Annotated in this window: 20 protein-coding genes; 16 read left to right on the top strand and 4 right to left on the bottom strand. The window is 63.9% G+C overall.

Annotation, left to right across the window (positions count from 1 at the left end; all coding sequences use genetic code 11):
* The first annotated feature begins 100 nt into the window (after positions 1 to 100).
* From AC0L23_RS23220 to AC0L23_RS23200, 5 genes are all read left to right on the top strand, one after another.
* Positions 101 to 463 carry a nuclear transport factor 2 family protein gene (locus tag AC0L23_RS23220; RefSeq protein ID WP_085359474.1) on the top strand — a complete coding sequence of 121 codons (363 nt, stop codon included), beginning with the start codon at positions 101 to 103 and terminating at the stop codon, positions 461 to 463.
* A 159-nt stretch (positions 464 to 622) separates the two neighbouring features.
* Positions 623 to 1024, top strand: a complete 402-nt coding sequence (locus AC0L23_RS23215; protein ID WP_085359472.1) for a YciI family protein — start codon at positions 623 to 625, stop codon at positions 1022 to 1024.
* Between the two features lie 38 nt (positions 1025 to 1062).
* Positions 1063 to 1425 (top strand): YciI family protein, encoded by a 363-nt coding sequence (locus tag AC0L23_RS23210; RefSeq protein ID WP_085359470.1) that lies wholly within the window; start codon positions 1063 to 1065, stop codon positions 1423 to 1425.
* 96 nt (positions 1426 to 1521) lie between these two features.
* Positions 1522 to 2262, top strand: a complete 741-nt coding sequence (locus AC0L23_RS23205) for a TetR/AcrR family transcriptional regulator (protein WP_085348908.1) — start codon at positions 1522 to 1524, stop codon at positions 2260 to 2262.
* A 120-nt stretch (positions 2263 to 2382) separates the two neighbouring features.
* The gene (locus tag AC0L23_RS23200; protein ID WP_007596323.1) at positions 2383 to 2868 is read left to right on the top strand and encodes a DUF2852 domain-containing protein; all 486 of its coding nucleotides are present in this window, start codon (positions 2383 to 2385) and stop codon (positions 2866 to 2868) included.
* A gap of 204 nt (positions 2869 to 3072) precedes the next feature.
* Here AC0L23_RS23200 and AC0L23_RS23195 read toward each other — a convergent pair whose 3' ends face one another.
* On the bottom strand, positions 3073 to 4236 hold the full coding sequence (locus tag AC0L23_RS23195; RefSeq protein WP_018453786.1) for an acyl-CoA desaturase: 1164 nt from the start codon (positions 4234 to 4236) through the stop codon (positions 3073 to 3075).
* A gap of 314 nt (positions 4237 to 4550) precedes the next feature.
* On the opposite strand from AC0L23_RS23195, the gene AC0L23_RS23190 reads away from it, so the two are divergent.
* Positions 4551 to 5318: a serine acetyltransferase domain-containing protein gene (locus tag AC0L23_RS23190; RefSeq protein WP_085348906.1), complete on the top strand. Its 768-nt coding sequence runs from the start codon at positions 4551 to 4553 to the stop codon at positions 5316 to 5318.
* 35 nt (positions 5319 to 5353) lie between these two features.
* Here AC0L23_RS23190 and AC0L23_RS23185 read toward each other — a convergent pair whose 3' ends face one another.
* Positions 5354 to 5872 carry a DUF2231 domain-containing protein gene (locus AC0L23_RS23185; RefSeq protein WP_018453788.1) on the bottom strand — a complete coding sequence of 173 codons (519 nt, stop codon included), beginning with the start codon at positions 5870 to 5872 and terminating at the stop codon, positions 5354 to 5356.
* A gap of 496 nt (positions 5873 to 6368) precedes the next feature.
* Here AC0L23_RS23185 and tolQ point away from each other — a divergent pair, with 496 nt between their 5' ends.
* The 10 genes from tolQ to ftsH all read left to right on the top strand — a co-directional run bounded on the left by tolQ (position 6369) and on the right by ftsH (position 18730).
* Positions 6369 to 7085 (top strand): protein TolQ, encoded by a 717-nt coding sequence (gene tolQ / locus AC0L23_RS23180; RefSeq protein WP_007596319.1) that lies wholly within the window; start codon positions 6369 to 6371, stop codon positions 7083 to 7085.
* A 43-nt stretch (positions 7086 to 7128) separates the two neighbouring features.
* Positions 7129 to 7578, top strand: coding sequence for a protein TolR (gene tolR / locus AC0L23_RS23175; RefSeq protein ID WP_018453789.1), 450 nt, complete (start codon positions 7129 to 7131; stop codon positions 7576 to 7578).
* 3 nt (positions 7579 to 7581) lie between these two features.
* Positions 7582 to 8544, top strand: a complete 963-nt coding sequence (locus AC0L23_RS23170; RefSeq protein WP_018453790.1) for a hypothetical protein — start codon at positions 7582 to 7584, stop codon at positions 8542 to 8544.
* Positions 8545 to 8585: 41 nt separating this feature from the next.
* Entirely contained in the window at positions 8586 to 9932 is a 1347-nt protein-coding gene (tolB, locus tag AC0L23_RS23165; protein WP_026232593.1) for a Tol-Pal system beta propeller repeat protein TolB, read from the top strand.
* A 242-nt stretch (positions 9933 to 10174) separates the two neighbouring features.
* The gene (locus AC0L23_RS23160) at positions 10175 to 12505 is read left to right on the top strand and encodes a putative bifunctional diguanylate cyclase/phosphodiesterase (RefSeq protein WP_085359468.1); all 2331 of its coding nucleotides are present in this window, start codon (positions 10175 to 10177) and stop codon (positions 12503 to 12505) included.
* Positions 12506 to 12667: 162 nt separating this feature from the next.
* A complete protein-coding gene (locus AC0L23_RS23155; RefSeq protein ID WP_026232594.1) occupies positions 12668 to 13432 on the top strand; it encodes an N-acyl amino acid synthase FeeM domain-containing protein in 765 nt (254 codons plus the stop codon).
* A 236-nt stretch (positions 13433 to 13668) separates the two neighbouring features.
* Positions 13669 to 14157, top strand: a complete 489-nt coding sequence (gene pal, locus AC0L23_RS23150; protein ID WP_026232595.1) for a peptidoglycan-associated lipoprotein Pal — start codon at positions 13669 to 13671, stop codon at positions 14155 to 14157.
* A gap of 187 nt (positions 14158 to 14344) precedes the next feature.
* On the top strand, positions 14345 to 15403 hold the full coding sequence (ybgF, locus tag AC0L23_RS23145; RefSeq protein ID WP_018453795.1) for a tol-pal system protein YbgF: 1059 nt from the start codon (positions 14345 to 14347) through the stop codon (positions 15401 to 15403).
* A gap of 74 nt (positions 15404 to 15477) precedes the next feature.
* Complete coding sequence (gene tilS, locus AC0L23_RS23140) at positions 15478 to 16593, top strand: tRNA lysidine(34) synthetase TilS (RefSeq protein WP_085348901.1); 1116 nt, start codon at positions 15478 to 15480, stop codon at positions 16591 to 16593.
* A 214-nt stretch (positions 16594 to 16807) separates the two neighbouring features.
* Positions 16808 to 18730, top strand: a complete 1923-nt coding sequence (gene ftsH / locus AC0L23_RS23135; protein ID WP_007596301.1) for an ATP-dependent zinc metalloprotease FtsH — start codon at positions 16808 to 16810, stop codon at positions 18728 to 18730.
* A 331-nt stretch (positions 18731 to 19061) separates the two neighbouring features.
* Here ftsH and AC0L23_RS23130 read toward each other — a convergent pair whose 3' ends face one another.
* Both AC0L23_RS23130 and AC0L23_RS23125 read right to left on the bottom strand, forming a co-directional pair.
* A complete protein-coding gene (locus tag AC0L23_RS23130; protein WP_085359465.1) occupies positions 19062 to 20246 on the bottom strand; it encodes a glycosyltransferase family 87 protein in 1185 nt (394 codons plus the stop codon).
* A 62-nt stretch (positions 20247 to 20308) separates the two neighbouring features.
* On the bottom strand, positions 20309 to 21823 hold the full coding sequence (locus AC0L23_RS23125; RefSeq protein WP_085359463.1) for a hypothetical protein: 1515 nt from the start codon (positions 21821 to 21823) through the stop codon (positions 20309 to 20311).
* Positions 21824 to 22035: the final 212 nt, after the last annotated feature.

Here is a 22035-nt window from a genome sequence, read left to right as displayed (position 1 = left end):
CGCTTTCGTCCCGACGAGGAAGGCCTTAACTCGAAGGCACGATGTCGGGACGGTCCTCGATGGATCGTCTTCCAGGGGATCATTGCCAGGGAGATCCGCAATGTCCAACCACGAGCGCCAGATTCGAGACCTTTTCGCCGCTTATCTCGGCAACGACCGGCAACGGGTCGCCGACGCGTTGGCGGACGATTTCCGCTTCACCAGCCCGTTCGACGACGACCTCGACAAGGCGGCTTATTTCGAGCGTTGCTGGAGGGACACCGGCTGGATTGCGCGGCACGACATTGAGCGGATCTTCGTCCAAGGCGACGAGGCCTTCGTCACCTATCTCTGCCTGGCGACAGATGGCAGGAGCTTTCGCAACACCGAGTTCTTCACCTTCGCCGGCGGCAAGGTTCGCCGCATCGACGTCTATTTCGGCGCTGCCCGGCGGGACGGGCGTTTCCTGCCGCAGGCGCGCTAGCGCCAGCCAATAATCGCCAGAAGAAATTTCGTCACCTGTCGGTTTCGTCAAGGTTCCTTCGTCTTGGAGGTGAGAGCGGGCGGCCCGGGCGTCGCTCCCGTCCATCCGGAGTGGCGCCTCGCCGCGCAACCCGAACGAAAAAGCACGCAAGGAGTGCTCATGCGATTCATGATGCTGATGATCCCGCTCGGCTACGAGACCGCGGCGCCCGACGTTCAACTCGATCCCGAGCGGGTCGCTGCGATGGTGCGCTACAACGAGGCGCTGAAGGACGCCGGCGTGCTGATCACGCTCGACGGCCTGCACCCGCCCTCGATGGGCGCGCGCGTCTCGTTTGCGGCCGGCAAGCCCATCGTGACCGATGGTCCGTTCGCCGAGGCCAAGGAGGTCCTGGGCGGCTACTGGATGATCGAGGTTGCCTCGCGTGCCGAGGCGATCGCCTGGGCCAGGCGGTGTCCGGCCGCACCGAACGAAATCATCGAGATCCGTCAGGTGCAGGAGATGAGCGACTTCCCGCCTGACGTGCAGGAGGCCGCCGGTTTCGGCGACCTGAAGAAATAGCCGCAGCTTCGTCTATCCATCACCAAAGGAGAGAACCGATGAGCACCGACACCTATCTCGCCGTTTTCCTCGGCAGCAAGACCAGTTCCAAATGGACCGCATGGAATGCGATGCCCGAGGCCGAGCGCAAGGCGAAAGAGCAGGCGGGCATGGCGGCGTGGAAAGGCTGGGTCGAAAAGCACCAGGGCGCGATCGAGGCCATGGGCGGCCCGCTCGGCAAGACCAAGAAGGTCGACGGCAAGGGCATCGCCGACATCGCCAACGAGATGGGCGCCTTCACCGTGGTGCGCGCAGCGTCCCATGAAGCCGCGGCGAAGATGTTCGAGAACCACCCGCACTTCACGATCTTCCCCGGCGAACGCGTCGAGATCATGCCGGTGCTGCCGATCCCTAGCGGCTAGGATCTCGGGCCGCCTCGCCGGACCGGGAAGAATACGGGCTGATCAACCCGTCGCCGCTAGTGACCTTCACCGCCGGCTCATGTAAAGGTCGTTCACATGAGCTGGCGCAAGGAGACGCGCCGCGCCGAGCGCGGCTATCACCACGGCAATCTGAAGGAAGCCCTGTTGCAGGCCGCCCTCGGATTGATCGCCGAGAAGGGCGCGGCCGGCTTCACCTTTGCCGATGCCGCGCGCATGGCCGGCGTCAGTGCGGCGGCGCCGTACCGGCATTTTCGCGACCGTGAAGAACTGCTGTCCTCGATCGCGCAGCGCGGCTTCGAGCAGTTTGAATCGCGCCTGACCGCGGCTTGGGACGACGGACGGCCCGACACCGTCACGGCGTTCGAGCGTGTCGGCAGGGCCTATCTCGCCTTCGCCCGCGAGGAGCCCGCGTTCTACAACGCGATGTTCGAATCTGGCCTCCCGGTGGATGCCAATCCGGCGCTCCAGGCGGCCAGCGAGCGTGCTTTCAACATCATTCGTGCCGCGGCGGAGCGGCTTGCCGCGCTGGCGCCGCCGGGCACGCCGCGGCCGCCGGCGATGATGATGGCGCTGCACATCTGGTCCATGGCGCATGGCGTGGCCTCGCTGTTCTCCCGCGGTGACGCCGCGCGTCGAAAGCTGCCGATGTCGCCGGACGAGCTGCTCGAAGCTGAGGTGCTGATCTATCTGCGCGGTCTCGGGTTCCCGACCGATCGCCGTCCCCCGGCGAAAAGCGCCGAGCCGCCGCCGGTGCCGCCGGAGGCATCCTCCGGTTCAGGCGTGCCGCCCGGTGGTCCCTGGGGCAAGCCGAAATAAAGTTACCCAAATAATTGCCCCGCCCTGTCAGGCGGTCGGCTTGACAAAACCGCGGGATGATCTACCTATGTAAATGTTATTTACATTCACAACGGCGCTGATGCCGTCATGGAGAGGGAAATGGCCTACACCGCTGATGTCAATCGATGGCGCGGCCCTTCGGACCAACACTACGAGCGCCCCCACATGCTCAATACGCCCTGGCATCCCGGCTGGATCGCCGTGACCATCCTCGGCTTCATCATCTGGTGGCCGATCGGACTTGCCCTTCTCTTTTTCACACTCGGGAGCAGAAGAATGTCGTGCTGGAGCAACCAGGATCGCTGGCAGAACAAGATGGAGCGGATGCAGTACAAGATGGATCGTATGCGCGGCCGCATGGAGCGCCACGGTTTCGGCTTTGGCTTCGGTCCGCCCTCGAGCGGCAACCGCGCCTTTGACGAGTACCGCACCGAGACATTGCAGCGGCTCGAGGAGGAGCAGGTCGAGTTCAAGAACTTCCTCGACCGTCTGCGTCACGCCAAGGACAAGGAAGAGTTCGACCAGTTCATGGCGCAACACAAGACACGCCCGACCCCGCCGCCGACCGACCAGCAGCAAGGTTGATCTCAAGCTTGATCTCGGGACTGACGCCTCTCAAAGCCGTCAGGCGCATGCCCCCAAAGTCCTGATGGCCCCGAGCCGCCCGCCTGCGCAACCCGCTGGGGGGCGGTTTGATTTTGGGAATGCGCGTCAGGCTGCCGCGACCGTCCGGATTGCCTTGGTTTGGAAAAGTCTTGGTCTGGAAAGTCCTGGTCCAGAGAGACTTGGTCAGCGCGCCGTGGCGAGCTGCGCGCGAACCGACTCCAGGAAGTGTTCGTAGGCATAGTCCACGATCTCGTTCAGTGATCGCGTTCGCGCAAACATCGCCTTGGCCTCGGCGAGAAACTCGTCGCGGGTCGGAATCTTCGGCAAATGCAGATGCGTCAGTGCATCGACACCTTCGTGCGCGCGACTCAGGATGTCGTGCAGCGTCGGCAGTTGCAACTGGGCCAAATCGGCTCGGCGGAGCGCCGACGAAATCGCATGCGCCAGGGTCTGCGCATCGAACCGTCCGGCAAGCTCGCGGGCCGCCCGGTTGATGACGCGTGCGCCAAGCGGCTGCTCGTTGCGCAGCACCTGCTCGGGTGGCGACTTCATGTTCCAGACGATGCCGAACCAGGACAGCACCTTCAGGATGTAATAGGTGACGTCGATTTCCCACCAGCGAAAACCCTGCCGCACGCTGCTCTGGTAGGCGTGGTGATTGTTGTGCCAGCCCTCACCGAGAGTGAACAAGGCCAGCAGCCAATTGTTGCGTGAATCATCGCCGGTCACGTACCGCTTGCGTCCATGCACGTGGGCGAGGGAATTGATGCAGAAGGTCGCGTGATAGACCAGCACGGTGCTCCACAGGAAGCCGACGACGAGACCGGACCATCCGCCAACCAGGAAGCAGAGCGCAGCCAGCGTGACGGCTGGCAGGAGTTCCAGGCGATGCAGCCACATCAACTCCGGATAGGCGGCGAAATCTCCGACTTTCACGAGGTCGGTGCCATCGTGCTCCCTGTAAAAAATCCAGCCGAGATGACTGTAGAGGAAGCCTCGATGACGCGGCGAATGCACGTCGTCTTCGGTATCGGAATGCAGATGATGATGTCGATGCTTGGCCGCCCACCACAAAACGCTTTTCTGCGCGGTGCTTTGCGCAAGCCAGGCCAGGATGAACTGAAACACTCGACCGGTCGCAAAAGCCCGATGGGAGAAATAGCGGTGGTAGCCTGCTCCGATCGCAAACATACGGACGACATAGAGTGAGGCGCAGATCGCGATGGCCTGCCAGGTAACGCCGGTCCAGATCGCAGCAATGCAGCCGAGATGGACCAGCAGGAACGGCAGGGCGGAGGGATACATGATGTCGTCGTGTTGGTCGTCAGCGGGGGCGTTGGGCGACATGTATTGGCGTGACCTTGGAGGACGGGGATTCGGGAATCGCTTCGGCAGCACTGAGGGCCGCTGTGTGCGACAATCCCGGGGATGGCGGACCACTGCGGGGCTTTGAACGAGATGCTTTGCCTGAGCAACCCGGGCCAGCGCGGCAGCACGAACCTGAGACCATAGCTACGGGCGGAACTCGGCTGCCTCCATATATATGATCCCGACTGCTTGGCATGCAAGCTCGTAGCCTCACGGGGTGCGTGGCGCGCGGGCTGCCGACGGCCTATAGCCGACAGTGAAAAGGAAGCGTCAAAATACCGCAGGCAGCAACGATGGCGGAAGCGGCGATGATGGCGAGCGAAACCCTCTGGCAGAAGATCCGCGACGAGGCGCAGCGCACCGCGGCAGCCGACGCCATATTCGGCAAGGCTCTTGTCGGACTCATCCTCGTCCATGACGATTTTACCGCCGCACTGTCCGACCTGATCGGACGCCGGCTTGGCGACAGCGAGGTCGAACGCGCGCGCTTCACGACATTTTCCCGCGACGCCTTCAATGGTCAGCCGGATCTGATCGAGGCGGCCGGCCGCGACTTGCAGGCCATCGTGCTTGGCGATCCCGCCATCAGCGGAGTGTTGGCGCCGCTGCTGCACTTGAAGGGCTACGTCGCCTTGCAGGCGTGGCGCGTCTCGAACTGGCTCTGGCATCACGACCGTGGTGACGCGGCGCTGCTGTTTCAGAACGAGGCGTCGAACGTCCTGCAGGTCAGCATTCATCCGGCGGCGAGCTTGGGATCGTCGGTGTATCTCGACCACGCCACCGGCATCGTGATCGGTGCCGATGTGGTGATCGGCGACGAGGCCACCATCCTTCAGAACGTCAGCATCGGTCGTGGCACGGAACTGCCGGCGCGCTCGCCTCGCATTGGTCGCGGCGTGTTCATCGGCTCCGGCGCGACAATTCTCGGCAACGTCAGAATCGGCGATTTTGCAAAGATCGGCGCCGACACCGTCGTGACGAGCGACGTGCCCCGGGGCTGCACCGCAATCGGCAATCCGGCGCGGCTGACCAATTGCCCAGAGCCCGCTTCCGCGGCCTGACTCGCCGTCACGTCATCAGGCGACGTGCTCCTCGTTCACGCGGCGCGGCGGCGGCTCTCGCCGCCATGACGCGGGCTGACCGGCTCCGAACTGGTCTGGCCCGGCGCGTCCAGCACCGCGACGTGATGCCGGTAGACCAACTCCCAGCCCTTCCAGCCCGTGAAAAGCAGAATGCCGACCACGACCAGGGACAGCGCCACGCCCCACGGCTTGATTGCAGCTTCCGCGCCTTGCGCGTAGCGGAGGTAGAAATTGATCAGGGCCAGCACGACGGCTACGAGATTGCCGATCATGTGATACCAGGCGTCATTGAGGCTGCGGATGCGGGCGTCGCTGAAGAAGTCGGTGAAGCCGGCCACGGCCGCAACGAGCGCCATCACAATACCGGCGCCGATCAGCCAGATCGCGGCTCTGGCCCAAAAGCCGTCACCGGTGCCGATGAAGGCGAGATCGGCGATGGGCGCGCCGACCAGGAAGGCGACGGGGAACGGGATGATCATGGGGTGGAGCGGATGATCGCCGACCGCGGCGGTCGTCTTGGGGTTGATGCTCATGGCAAAACCTCGCGAGAAGTGATTTTCCAGACAATTTTTCGGACGGAGGCTGGTTCCTCTGACCGGGATAGCGGGCTCCGCTCCTGATGCGCACGGGAAAGCGGAACTCTGCTGTCCCGGGCGCAGCGCACCGTCCCGTCGGGAACACGGCCCGCCCGCCGCGCCTCCCATCCCCCTGTGCGACCTCCCTTTCCCGCACTCAAATTCGTCTGCGGTAACCCAGCATTAACCATCGCCGGGCTCTGGTAATTGCGGACAATCGCGCGCCCAAAGCCTGAAGTCTGAGCCTTGGGGTCGGGCCCATAGTTTTGACATCTTGGCAGGGAATGCAGGCGGCCGGCTTTGGACGAGCCCTGCACCCCAGAAAGACAAGGCTTTGAGCGGGCTTGCCGGCCGCGCCGGTTCTAGCGCGGCTATTGGGGAACCGGCGGCCATTTGCTGGCCGGGACATTAGGTCGGGACATCAGGTAACGATCGCCTTGAGAGGATACTGCTTATGAATCCGGCCGACGTGGCTCAGTCAGCCCTTCCGGTTGCCGCTTCCGCGGACGTGTCGCTGATCGCGCTGTTCTGGCAGGCTCACTGGATCGTGAAAGCGGTGATGCTGGGGCTTCTCGCCTGCTCGGTCTGGGTCTGGGCGATCGCCATCGACAAGATCTTCCTGTTTGCCCGCACCCGCCGCTCGATGGACCGTTTCGAGCAGGCTTTCTGGTCCGGCGAGTCGATCGAGGACCTCTATCGCACGCTCTCGGCCAAGCCGACACATTCCATGGCGGCCTGCTTCGTCGCCGCGATGCGCGAGTGGAAGCGTTCGTTCGAGAGCCAGGCCCGCTCGGTCGCAGGCCTTCAGATGCGCATCGACAAGGTCATGAATGTCTCGATCGCCCGCGAGGTCGAGCGGCTGGAACGCCGGCTGCTGGTGCTCGCCACCGTCGGCTCCGCAGGCCCCTTCGTCGGCCTGTTCGGCACCGTCTGGGGCATCATGTCGAGCTTCCAGTCGATCGCGGCGTCGAAAAACACCTCTTTGGCGGTGGTGGCCCCTGGCATCGCGGAGGCGCTGTTTGCGACCGCCGTCGGCCTTATCGCCGCCATTCCTGCCACTATTTTCTACAATAAGTTCACCTCCGAGGTGAACCGGCAGGCCCAGCGGCTCGAAGGCTTCGCCGATGAATTTTCAGCCATCCTGTCGCGCCAGATCGACGAGCGGGGCTGACGGACGGCATGTATAGTGTGAAGGGCAATTTGGGCACCAGACCATGGGCATGAACGTTGCGAGTTCGTCCGGAGGCGGTGGGCGCCGTGGCCGGCGCAAGCCGGTCGTGGCCGAAATCAACGTCACGCCGATGGTGGACGTGATGCTGGTGCTGCTCATCATCTTCATGGTCTCGGCGCCGATGTTGACGGTCGGCGTGCCGCTCGACCTGCCGCAGACCCAGGCCAAGAGCCTCGAAAACAACGACCAGAAGCCGATCCAGATGTCGGTGGACATCAAGGGCAAGGTGTTCATCAACGACGCCGAGATCGCGATCAACGAACTGATCCCCAAGCTGAAGGCGATCACGGACGCGCGCGGCGGGCTCGAGGAACGCATCTATTTGCGTGCCGACAAGAAGGCGGATTACGGGACGGTGGCCAAGGTCATGGGCCAGTTGTCCGGCGCAGGCTTCAAGAAGCTGGCGCTCGTCACGGAAGCGGATCAGGGGTAAACCGTGAAGGTGAAGGTCGACAAGACACTCGTTGCGTCGATTGCCCTCCACGTCCTCGTGCTGGGATGGGGGCTCGTCACCTTTAGCAGCAGGGCTTTTGTGCCGGCGGAAGAGTCGCTGCCGATCGACATCATCTCCACCGATCAACTCGCGCAGATGATGTCGGGGCAGAAGACCGGCGACAAGAAAGAGCCGAAGCCGAAGGTCGAGAAGATCGCGGAAGCCAAGCCCGAGGAAGACGCTGTCGGCAAGGTCACCGAGAAGAAAGAGCTGATCAAGACCAACTCGACGCCGGAGCCGCCGCCAAAACCCGTGGAGAAGCCGGTCGAGAAGAAGCCCGAGCCGCCCAAGCCCGTCGCTGAGGCGAAGCCCAAGGAAGAACCGAAGCCGCCGGAAAAAAAGCCTGACCCGGCCAAGGAAGATCCGATCGCCGAGCTGCAGAAAAAGCTCGAAACCAAGAAGCCGCCGCCCAAGCCGCCGGAGCAAAAGGTCGCGGCGGTGCAGCCGCAACAGCAGCTGCCGAAGCCCAAGGAGCGCAGCTTCGATCCCGCGCAGATCCAGCGCGATCTCGACAAGCGCGCCGCGACCCGGCACGAACTCGCCGGCTCGACGCTGAATGCGTCGGCCTCGCTGGGATCGACGACCGGAACGGCCGCCAACAACATTGCGACCTGGCGGGGCGCGTTCCAGGGGGCGGTGAAGCGCTGCTTCACGCCGACCTATAACGGCCAGGATGCGGATCAATACGAAGCCGACATCGACATTCCCATGAAGATCGACGGATCGCTCGCGTCCGAGCCGATCGTCGTCGCGGTGAGGGGACCGTCGCGATCGATCGCACAGGCGGTGGCGGAGAGTGCCAGACGCGCCATCGTGCAGTGTCAGGTCTATTCGTTCATGCCGAAGCAGCAATACGAGAGCTGGAAGCTCATTCCGATGACTTTCGGCCTGAAAGACATGTTGTGACATCCGAACAAAAGAATTTTGCGATGAATGACGTTCGATCGATGAACCGCCGCCGCTTCATGACCCTGACCGGATCGACGCTCGCGATGCTGGGGGGCGGACAAGCCTTGGCCCAGCAGCCGCAGGGACGGCTCCGCATCGATCCCACCGAGTTTCGGCCGATTCCGATTGCGATCACCAATTTTGTGCCGGGCTCGCCGGCCGACGGTGACGTCGGCAACGGCGTCACCCAGGTCATCACCAACAATCTGAAGCGCTCGGGCCTGTTTGCGCCGGTCGACCAGGCCGCCTTCATCGAGCGCATCAGCAACATCGACGTCGCGCCGCAGTTCGAGAACTGGAAGACCCTGAACGCGCAGGCCCTCGTCACCGGCCGCATGACGCGGCAGCCGGACGGCCGCCTCAAGGCTGAATTCCGCTTGTGGGACGTCGTCACCGGCCAGCAGCTCGCCGGCCAACAATATTTCACCTCGCCGGAATATTGGCGTCGCATCGCCCACATCATCTCCGACCAGATCTATGAGAAGCTGACCGGCGAGAAGGGCTATTTCGACAGCCGCGTGGTGTTCGTTGACGAGACCGGGCCGAAAGAGCGCCGCGTCAAGCGGCTCGCGATGATGGACCAGGACGGCGCCAATGTGCGCTATCTGACCCGCGGCTCCGACCTCGTGCTGACGCCGCGCTTCTCGCCGAACTCGCAAGAGATCACCTACATGGAATTTGGCCAGGGCGATCCGAAGGTCTACCTGTTCAACATCGAGACCGGCCAGCGCGAGATCGTCGGCAACTTCCCCGGCATGACCTTTGCGCCGAGGTTCTCGCCGGACGGCCAGCGCGTCATCATGAGCCTGCAGCAGGGCGGCAATTCCAACCTGTTCGTGATGGATCTGCGCTCGCGCTCGACCACGCGCCTCACCGACACGCCCGCGATCGACACCTCGCCTTCCTACTCCCCGGACGGCACCCGCATCTGCTTCGAGTCCGATCGCGGCGGCAGATCGCAGATTTATGTCATGGCCGCGGGCGGCGGAGCGGCGCAGCGCATCTCCTTCTCCAAGGACGACAACAACGCCACCTATTCGACGCCAGTGTGGTCGCCGCGCGGAGATTACATCGCCTTCACCAGGCAAGGCGGCGGGCAGTTTTCGATCGGCGTGATGAAGCCGGACGGCTCCGGCGAACGGCTTCTCACTTCTGGCTACCACAACGAAGGTCCGACCTTCTCGCCGAACGGCCGCGTGCTGATGTTCTTCCGCGATCCGGGCGGCAGCGGCGGGCCGTCGCTGTTCTCCGTCGACATCTCGGGCCGCAACGAGCTGAAGGTGCCGACGCCGGGCTTCGCCTCCGACCCGGCATGGTCGCCGCTCTTGTCCTCGACATCGGGCTAGCCGCCGCCCCCGGCGCGCGATGATTTGACCGCGCGCCTTTTCCGAAAACTTGGCGAGATGTTTCCCCGCGATAATTGTTCTTTAAGGTTGCACTAGGCAAACTTTTCCCATGGGTTTGTTTCTATTGATGTATTCCGACTATTGGTCATTCAAAACAACTCGACTTTAACGATGTTCCCTCAGAAAGACTTCATACCGGATCGGTAAAACTGCGCTCCAGACAGGACGCGCGTAAACACCAGATGCAGTTTGCAAGTCATAGCGGAGAGCCGGAACAGCGGCCGCCGAAAACTTCGGCGGCGCAAATCGATTCGCTGTTCGAAGCGCCTGGCCCGTTGCTGGCGGGACTCATTTTCGTGTCGATTGGTGCGGCCCTGACCGCGCTGAGGACGGGCGAGCCGCTGATCTGGTCGTGCGTCGCACTTCTGATCCTGGCCGGGACCGCGCGGGCGATCGACCTGCGCCTCTATCAGGCACGTCACGCGGTCATGACCGTCGAGGCGGCCGCACGCTGGCAGAAGCGCTATCAGATCGGAGCAAAGATCCAGGCGGCTGCGATCGGCATCTGGTGCGCCACCACCCTGTTGGCCACGGACGACGCCGTGGCCCACATGATCGCCTTGTCGGTCACGACCGGAATCGCGGCAGGCGGCGCGGGCAGGGCATATGGCCGGCCTGCGATCTTCCACCTCCAGGCCGTGCTGATCTTCGGCCCGGCCGTGCTTGCCTTGGCGCTGCGTGGAACACCCTACTACATCGCGATGGCGCTGGTCAGCGCCGCGTTCCTGATGGCGATCATGCAGCTCTCGGTGAATCTGCATCGAATCTTCATGGGAGCGGTCGTGGCACGTGAGCGTGAAGCCGCGCTCGCCGGCCAGTTCGATACGGCTCTGAACAACATGCCGCACGGCCTCTGCATGTTCCGCGTCGACGGACAGCTGGCGGTCATGAACCACCGCTTCGGCGCAATGATGAATCTGCCGGAAGGTCTCGCGCAGCGCGGGGTCAACGCGCGTGACATCGTCGCGGCGTGCGTGAGCGCGGGATCCATCTCGGCTGGGAGCGGCGAGCGAATCGTCGCGGACATCGAGAGTTCGCAAGCCAAGGAGATCATCACCGCCGATCCCGATACGCAGCGAAACCGGTCGTTGTCCTGGACTGTCCAGCCGATGGCTGACGGTGGCGCGGTGGTGCTGCTCGAGGACATTACCGAGCGACGTAGCGCCGAGGCCAAGATCACGCATCTGGCGCGCTACGACGACCTCACCGCGCTGCCCAACCGCGTTCATTTCCGCGATGAGATCGAAAGGCTGCTGGCGATCTCGCACGGCGCCGAGCGCCTGTCCGCGCTGCTGTTCGTCGACCTCGACCAGTTCAAGCAGGTCAACGACACGCTCGGCCATCCCTGCGGCGACCAGCTCCTGTGCGCGGTCGCCAACCGTCTGCGCGAGATGCTGCGCCCCGAGGATTTCGTCGCCCGCTTCGGCGGTGACGAATTCGTCGTGTTCCAGGAGAACATCTCCTCGCCCGAGGACGCCGCTGCGCTGGCGCGCCGGATCGTCGAACGGCTGAGCGAGCGTTACCGCATCGACAATCATCTGGTCGAGATCGGCGCCAGCGTCGGCATCGCATTGACCTTGCCGGAGGGCATCAGCGCAGACACGCTGCTCAAGAATGCCGACATGGCGCTGTACCGGGCCAAGGCCGACGGCCGCGGCACCTTCTGCTTCTTCCGCGACGAGATGGCGGCGACCGTCGAGGCGCGCCGCATCCTCGAGCTCGATCTGCGCAAGGCGCTCGCCAACGAGGAGTTCGAGCTGTTCTATCAGCCGCTGGTCAATCTGAAATCCGGCAAGATCACGACGTGCGAGGCGCTGCTGCGCTGGAATCATCCGGTGCGCGGCACGGTCTCGCCGATCGACATCATCCCGGTCGCCGAGGACATGGGGCTGATCGTCGATCTCGGCCGCTGGATCCTGCGCCGCGCTTGCATGGAATGCATGAAATGGCCGGAGGGCGTCAGCGTCGCCGTCAACTTCTCGCCGCAGCAATTCCACCAGCGCGACGTCTTGAGCGAAATCCGCTACGCGCTCGAGGTTTCGGGGCTCCCGGCGCATCGGCTGGAGATCGAGATCACCGAATCCTCCCTGTTGCGCAACACCCAGCTCACGCACGACATCCTGTCGCAATTGCATGCGATCGGCGTGCGCATTTCGCTGGATGATTTCGGCACCGGCTATTCGAGCCTCAGCTACCTGCACAATTTCCCGATGCAGAAGGTGAAGATCGACCGCTCCTTCCTCGAGGGCATCGATGCCGACCGGCCGCTGACGCTGCTGCGCGGCGTAGCGCGGCTGTCGGCCGATCTCGGCATGGCGGTCGTGGTCGAGGGCATCGAGACCAATGATCAGCTCGAGTTGATCAGCGCCGACGGCACCGTGACCGAAGGGCAGGGCTATCTGTTCAGCCGGCCGGTGCCGGCAGTCCGGATTCGCCAATTGCTCAATGCCTCGCATGGCCGCCGCGGGGCTGAGGACCACATCGTCATGGTGTCCTCGCGATCGATCGCCTGATCTTTCTCCGCGTCACTCCTTCAACGCATTTAGCTCTCGTTCGCCCGTGTTTTTGCGGGCTGCAAAGGTTAACCCTAACGTTTCTAAGCCTTTGCAATTCCGTTAATGAACCATTAATCTCCTCACACTCGCAGAAGTTGCTTTGGAGTGTAGGGGTACTGGATGACGTCTGGAGCTGAACCGCAAACGGTGCTCCTTCCGCGGGGAGCCGCTCTGTTTGACCGCATCGATTACCGCCTGATCGAAACTCCCGAGGACCGAGACAACCTCTATTTGATGCGGTACCGGGCCTATCTGCACGCCGGTCTGATCGAGCCGTCGGAGTCGCGGCGCGTAACCGATCGCTTCGACGATGCGCCCAACACCTGGAATTTCGGGGTCTATGTCGATGGAGAGCTCTGCAGCTCCGTTCGCATTCACGTCCTGACGTCGGACTGGCGGATGTCCTACACGACCGAAGTGTTTGGCGACGTGCTGCATCCCCGCCTCGACCGCGGCGAAGTTCTCATCGATCCATGCCGGTTTGTTGCCGATCCCGAAAAGCACCAGCGTTTTCCGGAGCTGCCCTATCTGACCGTGCGGCTGGCCTTTGTGGCCTGCGATCATTTCAACGCCGATACCGGGCTGGCCATGATCCGGACCGACCACCAGGCGTTTTATCGTCGCATCTTCCTGCACGAGACCATTTCACCGGAGCCACGCGGGTTTCCGGGCTGGCCCACCAAGAAGGCCGTGCTGATGGCGTCCGATTTCCGGAACCAGCGGGAAAAGGTCCTGACGCGCTTTCCGATCATGCGCTCCAGCGCGTTTGAGCGGCGCATGCTGTTTCAACGCAGCAGCCCCCGCCAGGCTGCCGCGCGCCCGGTGTCGCTGGCCACGCAGCGGCCCCCGGACGTAGCCGTCTCGGCAACGGGTTCTGCCCGCTAGGCCCCACGCGACGAGCCTAAAATTCCAGCAAAGGCCGCGGTTTTTGCCGGTCGTTGCGGCTTGCCTTCACCGTCGCGCCACATTTACAACCCATTAACCATGACGGTTGCTTTTCGCTGGTTGGGGGCATTTGACCGGCTGTGGCAAGGTTCCATCAAGGTTGACGGAACGTTCGCTTAACCAACCCCCTGTAGACCGGACAGCAGTGGACGAAACGTGAGCGTGGAGGCTCCGGAATGAAACATCCTATGCGCATCCTCCAGGGATTGAAGCTGGCCGCGGTGCTTGCCGTCGCGTTGTCGATGGGTGCCTGCGCCAACAAGAACTCTGCCACGGATGCGATGGCCAACGCGGCGACGCCGGGCAGCCAGCAAGACTTCGTCGTCAATGTCGGCGACCGCGTGTTCTTCGAAAGCGACCAGACCGATCTGACCCCGCAGGCGATCGTGACCCTGGAGAAGCAGGCGCAGTGGCTCCAGAGCTATCCGCGCTACAGCTTCACGGTCGAAGGTCATGCCGACGAACGCGGCACCCGCGAATACAACATCGCGCTCGGCGCTCGCCGCGCCCAATCGGTGCGTTCGTTCCTCGCCTCGCGCGGCATCGATCCGAACCGCATGCGCACGATCTCGTACGGCAAGGAGCGGCCGGTGGCCGTTTGCAACGACATCTCCTGCTGGTCGCAGAACCGCCGCGCCGTCACCGTGCTGAACGCGAGCTCCTGACGATCGGTCAGGCGCCGTTCATCTTCAGATAGCGATTATGCCGGCGCCCTCTCGGGCGCCGGTTTCGTTTCAGCGATCTGTGACAGAAACCCGTTTGTTACAGTCACAGTTTTGGCGTACTCCCCTTCAATGTGTGGCGCGTCGAATGTTCGGTCGCAGGCCATTTCGCTTTCGTCGTCAGGGCAAGATGTCATCCAGATTTAAGGTTTTCACCGGCACCGTGGCGATCGCCGCGCTGCTTTCGTTGTGCTCGCCCGCCCTCGCACAATCGGACGATGCAGATCCCGAGATGCGGATCGAGCGGCTGGAGAACCAGCTGCGCCAGCTCACCGGTCAGAACGAAGAGCTGCAATATCGCAACCGCCAGCTCGAAGAGCGGCTAAGAGCGCTCGAGGGCGGCGCGCAAGCTTCGCCCGGCCAGACGCCGGTCCAGCCCAATGTCGCGGCCATGCCGCCCGCACAAGCCGCGCCGGCCTATCGCCAGCAGCCGCCGCACCAGCAAGCGGCCCAGCCGAATTACGAGCAGCCGCAGATCGCCTCTCCGGCACCGATCGTTCAGGAGCAGCCTGCGCCCGGCGCGCCGGGCACGCGCCGCCGCGGCGATGCCTTCGACCCGAACCAGAGTCCGAATGCGCCGGGTGCGCCGCGCGCGCTCGGCGGCGGGCAGCAACCGATGCCTGCAGGTGCCCCGAGCGGCGCGCCCGGCGGCCGTGGCGCCGGCGAACCGCTTGATCTCGCCAACAGCGGCCCCCGCTATCCGCAGGCGGTCGGGCCTCAGGCTGCGCAGCCCGGCTATCCGCCGGTCTCATCCGGCTCTCCCGCGCCATCAGGCGGCACGGGCCTTGCGACCCTGCCGCCCTCGGCAACGCCGCGCGACGAATTCGACCTCGGAATCGGCTACATGCAGCGCAAGGACTATGCGCTGGCCGAGCAGACCATGAAGAATTTCTCGCAGAAATATCCGAGCGACCCGCTGCTCGGTGACGCGCAATACTGGCTCGGCGAGAGCTATTTCCAGCGCCAGCAATATCGCGACTCCGCGGAAGCCTTCCTCGCCGTCACCACGAAATACGACAAATCCGCCAAGGCACCGGATGCCCTGCTGCGGCTCGGCCAGTCGCTGGCGGCGCTGAAGGAGAAGGAGGCGGCGTGTGCCGCCTTCGGTGAAGTCGGTCGCAAATATCCGCGCGCTTCCGCCGGCGTCAAAGCTGCGGTCGACCGCGAGCAGAAGCGGGTGAAGTGCTGAGGCGCGGCGATTGATCCTGACAAGAAGGATGGCGCTGCGCTAAACAGTGTCCATCCGCGGACGATTGCAGTGTCATGTCAGAGGACAATTCACCGATCTCGGCGCGTGAGGCCAAGCGCCTCTTCGCAGGCCTGAAAGGCGCGCAGGGACTGCTGCTCGCGGTCTCCGGCGGGCCCGACTCGGTGGCGCTGATGTGGCTTGCGGCGCGCTGGCATCGCAGCCTTTCGCGGGGCCCGCGTCTCACCGTAGTCACTATCGACCACGGCTTGCGGCCGGAGGCGGCGCGCGAGGCGCGCGAGGTCAAGCGTCTCGCAACCGGGCTTGGCCTGCCGCACCGGACCGTGCGCTGGCGCGGGGCAAAGCCGAAAACGGGACTGCCGGCCGCCGCGCGCGAAGCTCGCTACCGCCTGCTTGTGCAGGCCGCGCGCCTCGCCGGTGCGAGCCACGTGCTGACCGCCCACACCCGCGACGACCAGGCCGAGACCCTGTTGATGCGGCTTGTGCGCGGCAGCGGATTAGCCGGGCTGTCGGCGATGGCCCGTCTCACCGAGCGCGACGGCGTCGTTCTTGCGCGTCCACTGCTCGATGTTCCGAAGTCGCAGCTGATCGCGACCTTGAAGCGGGCGAAGATCGGCTTTGCCGACGATCCCACCAACCACGACGCTGCCTTTACCCGGCCGCGGCTGCGTGCGCTGCTGCCGCAGCTCGCGGCGGAGGGCGGTGATGCCCGCAGCCTGGCTCGGCTCGCGGCAAGGCTGGCGCGCGCCAATTTGGCCGTCGAGGTGCTGACCGATGGAGCCGAGCGCTTCCTCCGTTTGCGGGATCGCGGCGATGCGCCGCAGGCCGGCGTTCGAAGCTTCGAGGCCTCCGGGTTTGCCGCCCTGCCGGAGGAGGTCCGGCTGCGGATCCTGCTGCGGGCCATCAACGCGTTCGGGCATGAGGGGCCGGCGGAACTCGGCAAGGTCGAATCCCTCCTGGCCGTGCTCGATCAGGCCATTGCCGCAAGTGCCCGCGCACCCGCAAATGGCCGGCCGGCCCTGAAGCAGACGCTTGCGGGAGCCTTGATCAGCCTTGCCGGGGGACGTATCCGCATCGCCCCGGCGCCGGCCCGGCGCAAGGGTGGATCAAGGGTGGATAAGGGCGGATCATGGCACCGGCCGTTTCGAGACCGCGCCGTGAGGACACCTTAACCAGGCAGGAAAAACCCGGACCCGAGCGCCATTATTTCAGCGGGAATCGGACTAAGATGGGCTAAATAGTCCCATCTCGTTCCCTTGGCAGCGACCGGAGCGACACCTAGATTGTATGCGTCTAACCGAGAGGATTCCTTGGGGATTTCCTCGCGCTGCCCAAATAACTGCCCAAGGCTCAGGCCGCGATCCGCGCGACCACGAAGGAAGATCGATGAACGCCAATCTGCGCAATTTCGCCCTCTGGGTCATCATTGTCCTGCTGCTGTTGGCGTTGTTCACGCTCTTCCAGAATCCGGGTCAGCGCGCCTCCTCGCAGGACATCGCCTTCTCCCAGCTCCTGAGCGAGGTTGACCGCGGCAATGTGCGCGACGTCGTAATCCAGGGGCCGGACATTCACGGCACCTTCACCAACGGCTCGAGCTTCCAGACCTATGCGCCGAGCGATCCGACGCTCGTGAAGCGCCTCTATGACAGCAAGGTGCAGATCACTGCGAAGCCGCCCGGCGACAACGTGCCGTGGTTCGTCTCGCTGCTGGTCTCCTGGCTGCCCTTCATCGCGCTGATCGGCGTGTGGATCTTCCTGTCGCGGCAGATGCAGGGCGGCGCCGGCAAGGCGATGGGCTTCGGCAAGTCGCGCGCAAAAATGCTGACTGAAGCGCATGGCCGCGTCACCTTCGAGGACGTCGCGGGCGTCGACGAGGCCAAGCAGGACCTGCAGGAGATCGTCGAATTCCTGCGCGACCCCGGCAAATTCCAGCGCCTCGGCGGCCGAATTCCGCGCGGCGTGCTGCTGGTCGGACCTCCCGGCACCGGCAAGACCCTGATCGCGCGTGCGGTCGCGGGCGAAGCCAACGTGCCGTTCTTCACCATTTCGGGTTCTGACTTCGTCGAGATGTTCGTCGGCGTCGGCGCCAGCCGCGTCCGCGACATGTTCGAGCAGGCTAAGAAGAACGCGCCCTGCATTATCTTCATCGACGAAATCGACGCCGTCGGTCGTCACCGTGGCGCCGGCCTCGGCGGCGGCAATGACGAGCGCGAGCAGACGCTGAACCAGTTGCTGGTCGAGATGGACGGCTTCGAGGCCAACGAGGGCGTGATCCTGATCGCCGCGACCAACCGTCCCGACGTGCTCGATCCCGCGCTGCTGCGTCCCGGCCGCTTCGACCGTCAGGTCGTGGTGCCCAACCCGGACGTCGTCGGCCGCGAGCAGATCCTCAAGGTCCACGTCCGCAAGGTGCCGCTGGCGCCGGATATCAACCTCAAGACCATCGCGCGCGGCACCCCGGGTTTCTCCGGCGCCGACCTGATGAACCTCGTCAACGAAGCCGCGCTCACCGCCGCCCGCCGCAACAAGCGGATGGTGACCCAGGCCGAGTTCGAGGAAGCCAAGGACAAGGTGATGATGGGCGCCGAGCGCAAGTCGCTCGTCATGACCGAGGAAGAGAAGCTGCTGACGGCCTATCACGAGGGCGGCCACGCCATCGTCGGCCTCAACGTCGTCGCGACCGATCCGATCCACAAGGCGACCATCATTCCGCGCGGGCGTGCGCTGGGTATGGTCATGCAGTTGCCCGAGCGTGACAAGCTGTCGATGTCGCTGGAGCAGATGACCTCGCGCCTTGCCATCATGATGGGTGGCCGCGTCGCCGAAGAGCTGATCTTCGGTCGCGAGAAGGTAACCTCGGGTGCGTCGTCCGACATCGAACAGGCGACGCGTCTGGCGCGCATGATGGTGACGCGCTGGGGCCTGTCCGAGGCGCTCGGTACCGTGTCCTACGGCGAGAATCAGGACGAGGTTTTCCTGGGCATGTCGGTGTCGCGCACCCAGAACGCATCGGAAGCGACGGTTCAGAAGATCGACACCGAGATCCGGCGCTTCGTCGAAGAAGGCTATAACGAGGCAACGCGTATTCTCACCGAGAAGCGCGCCGATCTCGAAGCTCTCGCCAAGGGCCTGCTCGAATTCGAGACGCTCTCCGGCGACGAGATCATCGACCTGCTCAAGGGCAAGAAGCCGAACCGCGAATCCGTGCTCGAGCCGACCACACCGCGCGCCTCGGCCGTGCCGCCGGCCGGCAAGTCGCGCCCGCGACCCGATCCGGATCCCGGCCTGGAGCCGCAGCCGCAGGCGTAATCGCGTACGGCAGATCGAATTGAAAAACGCGGCGGAAACGCCGCGTTTTTTGTTGGTGATGGTGATTTGCGGGTGGTGCCAACTCAGCGCCCCGTCATTGCGAGCGCAGCGAAGAAATCCAGAATAGATCCGCGGTGACAGTCTGGATTTGCTTCACTGCGCTCGCATTGACGATTTTGATGCAGTTGCACTGGAAACTCAGAAGTACGGCAGGCAAAGGTGCCTAAGCGCCGCGCCCACCATCTCTCGCCAATCACGCTAGAAGTGGTGGCACACGCTCTGGAGTTTGCGTCATCACTTCGGCGCCCGCATCGCCAGCCGCAGATTGGATTCAGGAATGCGGCGACATTGCCGGCTCGCCAGACCCTGCCGGACTGCGCAACGCGCCGAACACGACGCCGATGAGAGCGACGATGAGGAGCGGCGATAGTCGTCCCGCCGGAATATACACCGCCGGGCTGAGCAACGGCACCATCCAGATGCCGAGCCCGATCAGCCAGTCGCGAAAGCGTGGAGCATCGATCGATGCGGCAAGCCACAGCACGACGGCGACCGTCAGCAGCGTCGCGTCATAAGGGCCCGAATGCGGGGCTGCCAGCACGGTTGCCGCAAGCAGTACGATCAGCTTGTTGTTGGTACTGAGCGAGGAGCGAAAGACCGCGAACGTTGCCGCCGCGCTCGAAAGGATCGCGGCCAGCTGCAGGATGGAGGCCAGCCGCTCCGGCAGGCCTAGCAGCATCGCGCAGGCCCACACGCTGTGACCCCAGATGCGGCCATAGGCCAGCCATTTCGCGTCGGGGCTGACCAGATTGTTGTACGCCTGCGGTATCCACCAGAGCCACAATTCGACGCCAAAAATCATGGCACTTGCAGCCGCCAATGCGAATGCCGAGCATGCAGCAGCGCACAGGCTGCCATAGCGGCGCGCCCCCATTAGCGCGAGCGGGACGAGCAGGAAGAATTGCGGCTTGAAACTCAGCAGCCCGAGGATTGCCCCGGCCAGGAGCGGTCGCGGTCCGAGCAGCCTGACGCCCGCGACCAGCAGTGCGGCAACGAGAAAGGCGCATTGTCCATCGGCCAGGTTGAGAGATGCCGATGGCGAGACCAGCACGGCCGCGATGATGTAGGGCGTCAGTTGCGGCTGATCGGACCGGTTGCGAAGCGCCCAGGCCAGGAAGCCTGCGGTCGCGGCCTGGAATGCGACATAGGAGCCGATGAAGCCAAGCGGCGCGAATGGCAGCAGCAGAACGAGGAAGCCGGGCGGATAGAACCATGGACGGAACTCCAGAGGCACCGTGAGCCATGATGCGAACGACTGGTTGAGATAGGCCGTGAACGCGTCACCATCGGTGACCAGCGCAAGATTGCCGGCGAGCAACGATCTGACGGCGCCGTAAAACACCATCCAGTCGGTGCCGGGAGCGACGTGGTTCAGCCCGATCCAACCGGGATGGGTGAAGGTGGAGATCAGGACGCCCCAGGCGAAGAGCGTTGCGATCGAAAACGCTGGCAGCATCACGAGAGGAATTCCGATCCAGCGGCGCGATGGACCGGATATCGGCTGCTGAGCTGACGCGCTCACTTGACGGCTTCCCTCGAGGACTCCGCTTCCGGCATCGCGCCGGCCTCTGTGCCGCCGGTTCGCACGTGGATCACGGCGATGTTGTCCGCGTAGAGCCGCTTCCAGCCCTTGATGTGGTCCAGCACCTGGGCGGCCGGTGCGTCCGCGACCATGAGCGTGGCGTCGATCTGGTACGCGTCGAGCAGCCGCGTCAGACTGTCGAGCTTCTTGAGCTCCACGGCCTTGAAGACGTCCATGGCGAAGGTTTCGCCGTAGAGCTCGGCGCGGCCGTCGATGAAGACCGGGATGTCACGCGAGATCAGATAGCCGCCGAACTGGTAGGCGTTGAAGATGCGTTGCGCCTTGCGTTTCTCGAGCAGATCGACGGCGGCGACCGGTGTCTGATCCATCGTGAAGGTGAAGCGGTGATGCGCCATGTAGAGTGAGGTCGAGGTCCAGCCTGCGGCCACGATCATCAGCGCGCCGGTCGCGGTGACGTAACGGGCAGCCCAACTCTCGCCGCCCTGCGTGCCAGGCTGCGGCAGCGCAGACCGTTCGCCGAGGGGCTTGGCCAGCACCAGCGGCACCAGGAAGGCGAAGGCCTCGATGCTCCTGACGTGGGTGAGCGCCATCCAGGTCAGAAGCAGGATCAGAAGAATACGCGGGGGCGAGAGCGTCAGGCCGCGATACAGCCCGATCGCAATCAGGCCGAACAGCGCGCCTTCGAATGCGTTGAAGGAGGCGAAGTTCGCGGGCGCCCACTCGGAGATGATCGTCAGCAGCTCGCCCAGATTGAGGATGTTGATCGCGCCGAGCAATGTGCGCCAGCCATAAGGCGTGACGCAGCTTGCGGCGAGTGCCGCAACACCGAACAGGAACCAGCGCGACAGCAGTCGGACCTGCTTGCCGGACTCCATGCCCCAGAGCGCCACAAATGACATCGGGCCGATCAGGGCCAGGCCCAGCACGAAGCCGCCATGCAGGTTCGACCACAGGGACATCAGCGGCAGCCAGTACCATGACGGGGCGCCCTTGCGGTCGGCTGCGGCCATCAATACGCCGACCCACGCGATCATCACGGGCAGCGCCAGCATGTGTGGCCGCGCCAGAACGTGGTGCAGCGACAGCAACAGCGCGAACATCGCGAACAGAACCGCTCGCGGAATTTCCAGATGGGCCTCGAGCAGGCCGACCAGCATCGCCGCCGACAATGCGACCGCAAGCGCGGTGAGGATCACCGGGCCGGCCCAATCCCATTGCGCATAGGAGAGGGCGAACAGGACCTGCGACAGCCATGAGGTCGAAACCCAGGGCGCCCCCGGACGGGTGAAGGAATAGAAGTCCGTGTAGGGAAGCGCCTGGTGATCGAGGATCCATTGTCCGATCTTGATCTGCCAGAGCGAGTCGGAGTCCTGAAGCAGCGTGTCGCCGACATACACGAAGAAGAGATAGGCGCCCGCACCGACGCACAGCGGCACCAGGGCTCGCGCACGACCCTGCACCGTGATGCTGTTGGCAAAGGAAAGGGACATGCCGCCTCGTCGTCCTGGTGTTTTTGTCGTTGTGCCGAGCGATCGACATTGGACCACGGCGGTCATAATTCCGGGTAAACCGGTGAGGCGGGGCCGGCTTGATGTCTCGACAATTTAACGGATCGTTTTAGATTTCGGTTTACCATCGACGCATACACGCAAACCGCTCTGTGTTTCCGCAGTCGAATTAACTGCGGCGCAATTCTTTGCCT

This window comes from Bradyrhizobium sp. MI1.4, assembly GCF_055811315.1.
Note: the sequence above shows the minus strand (reverse complement) of the source record. Positions and strands in the feature narration are given on the sequence as shown.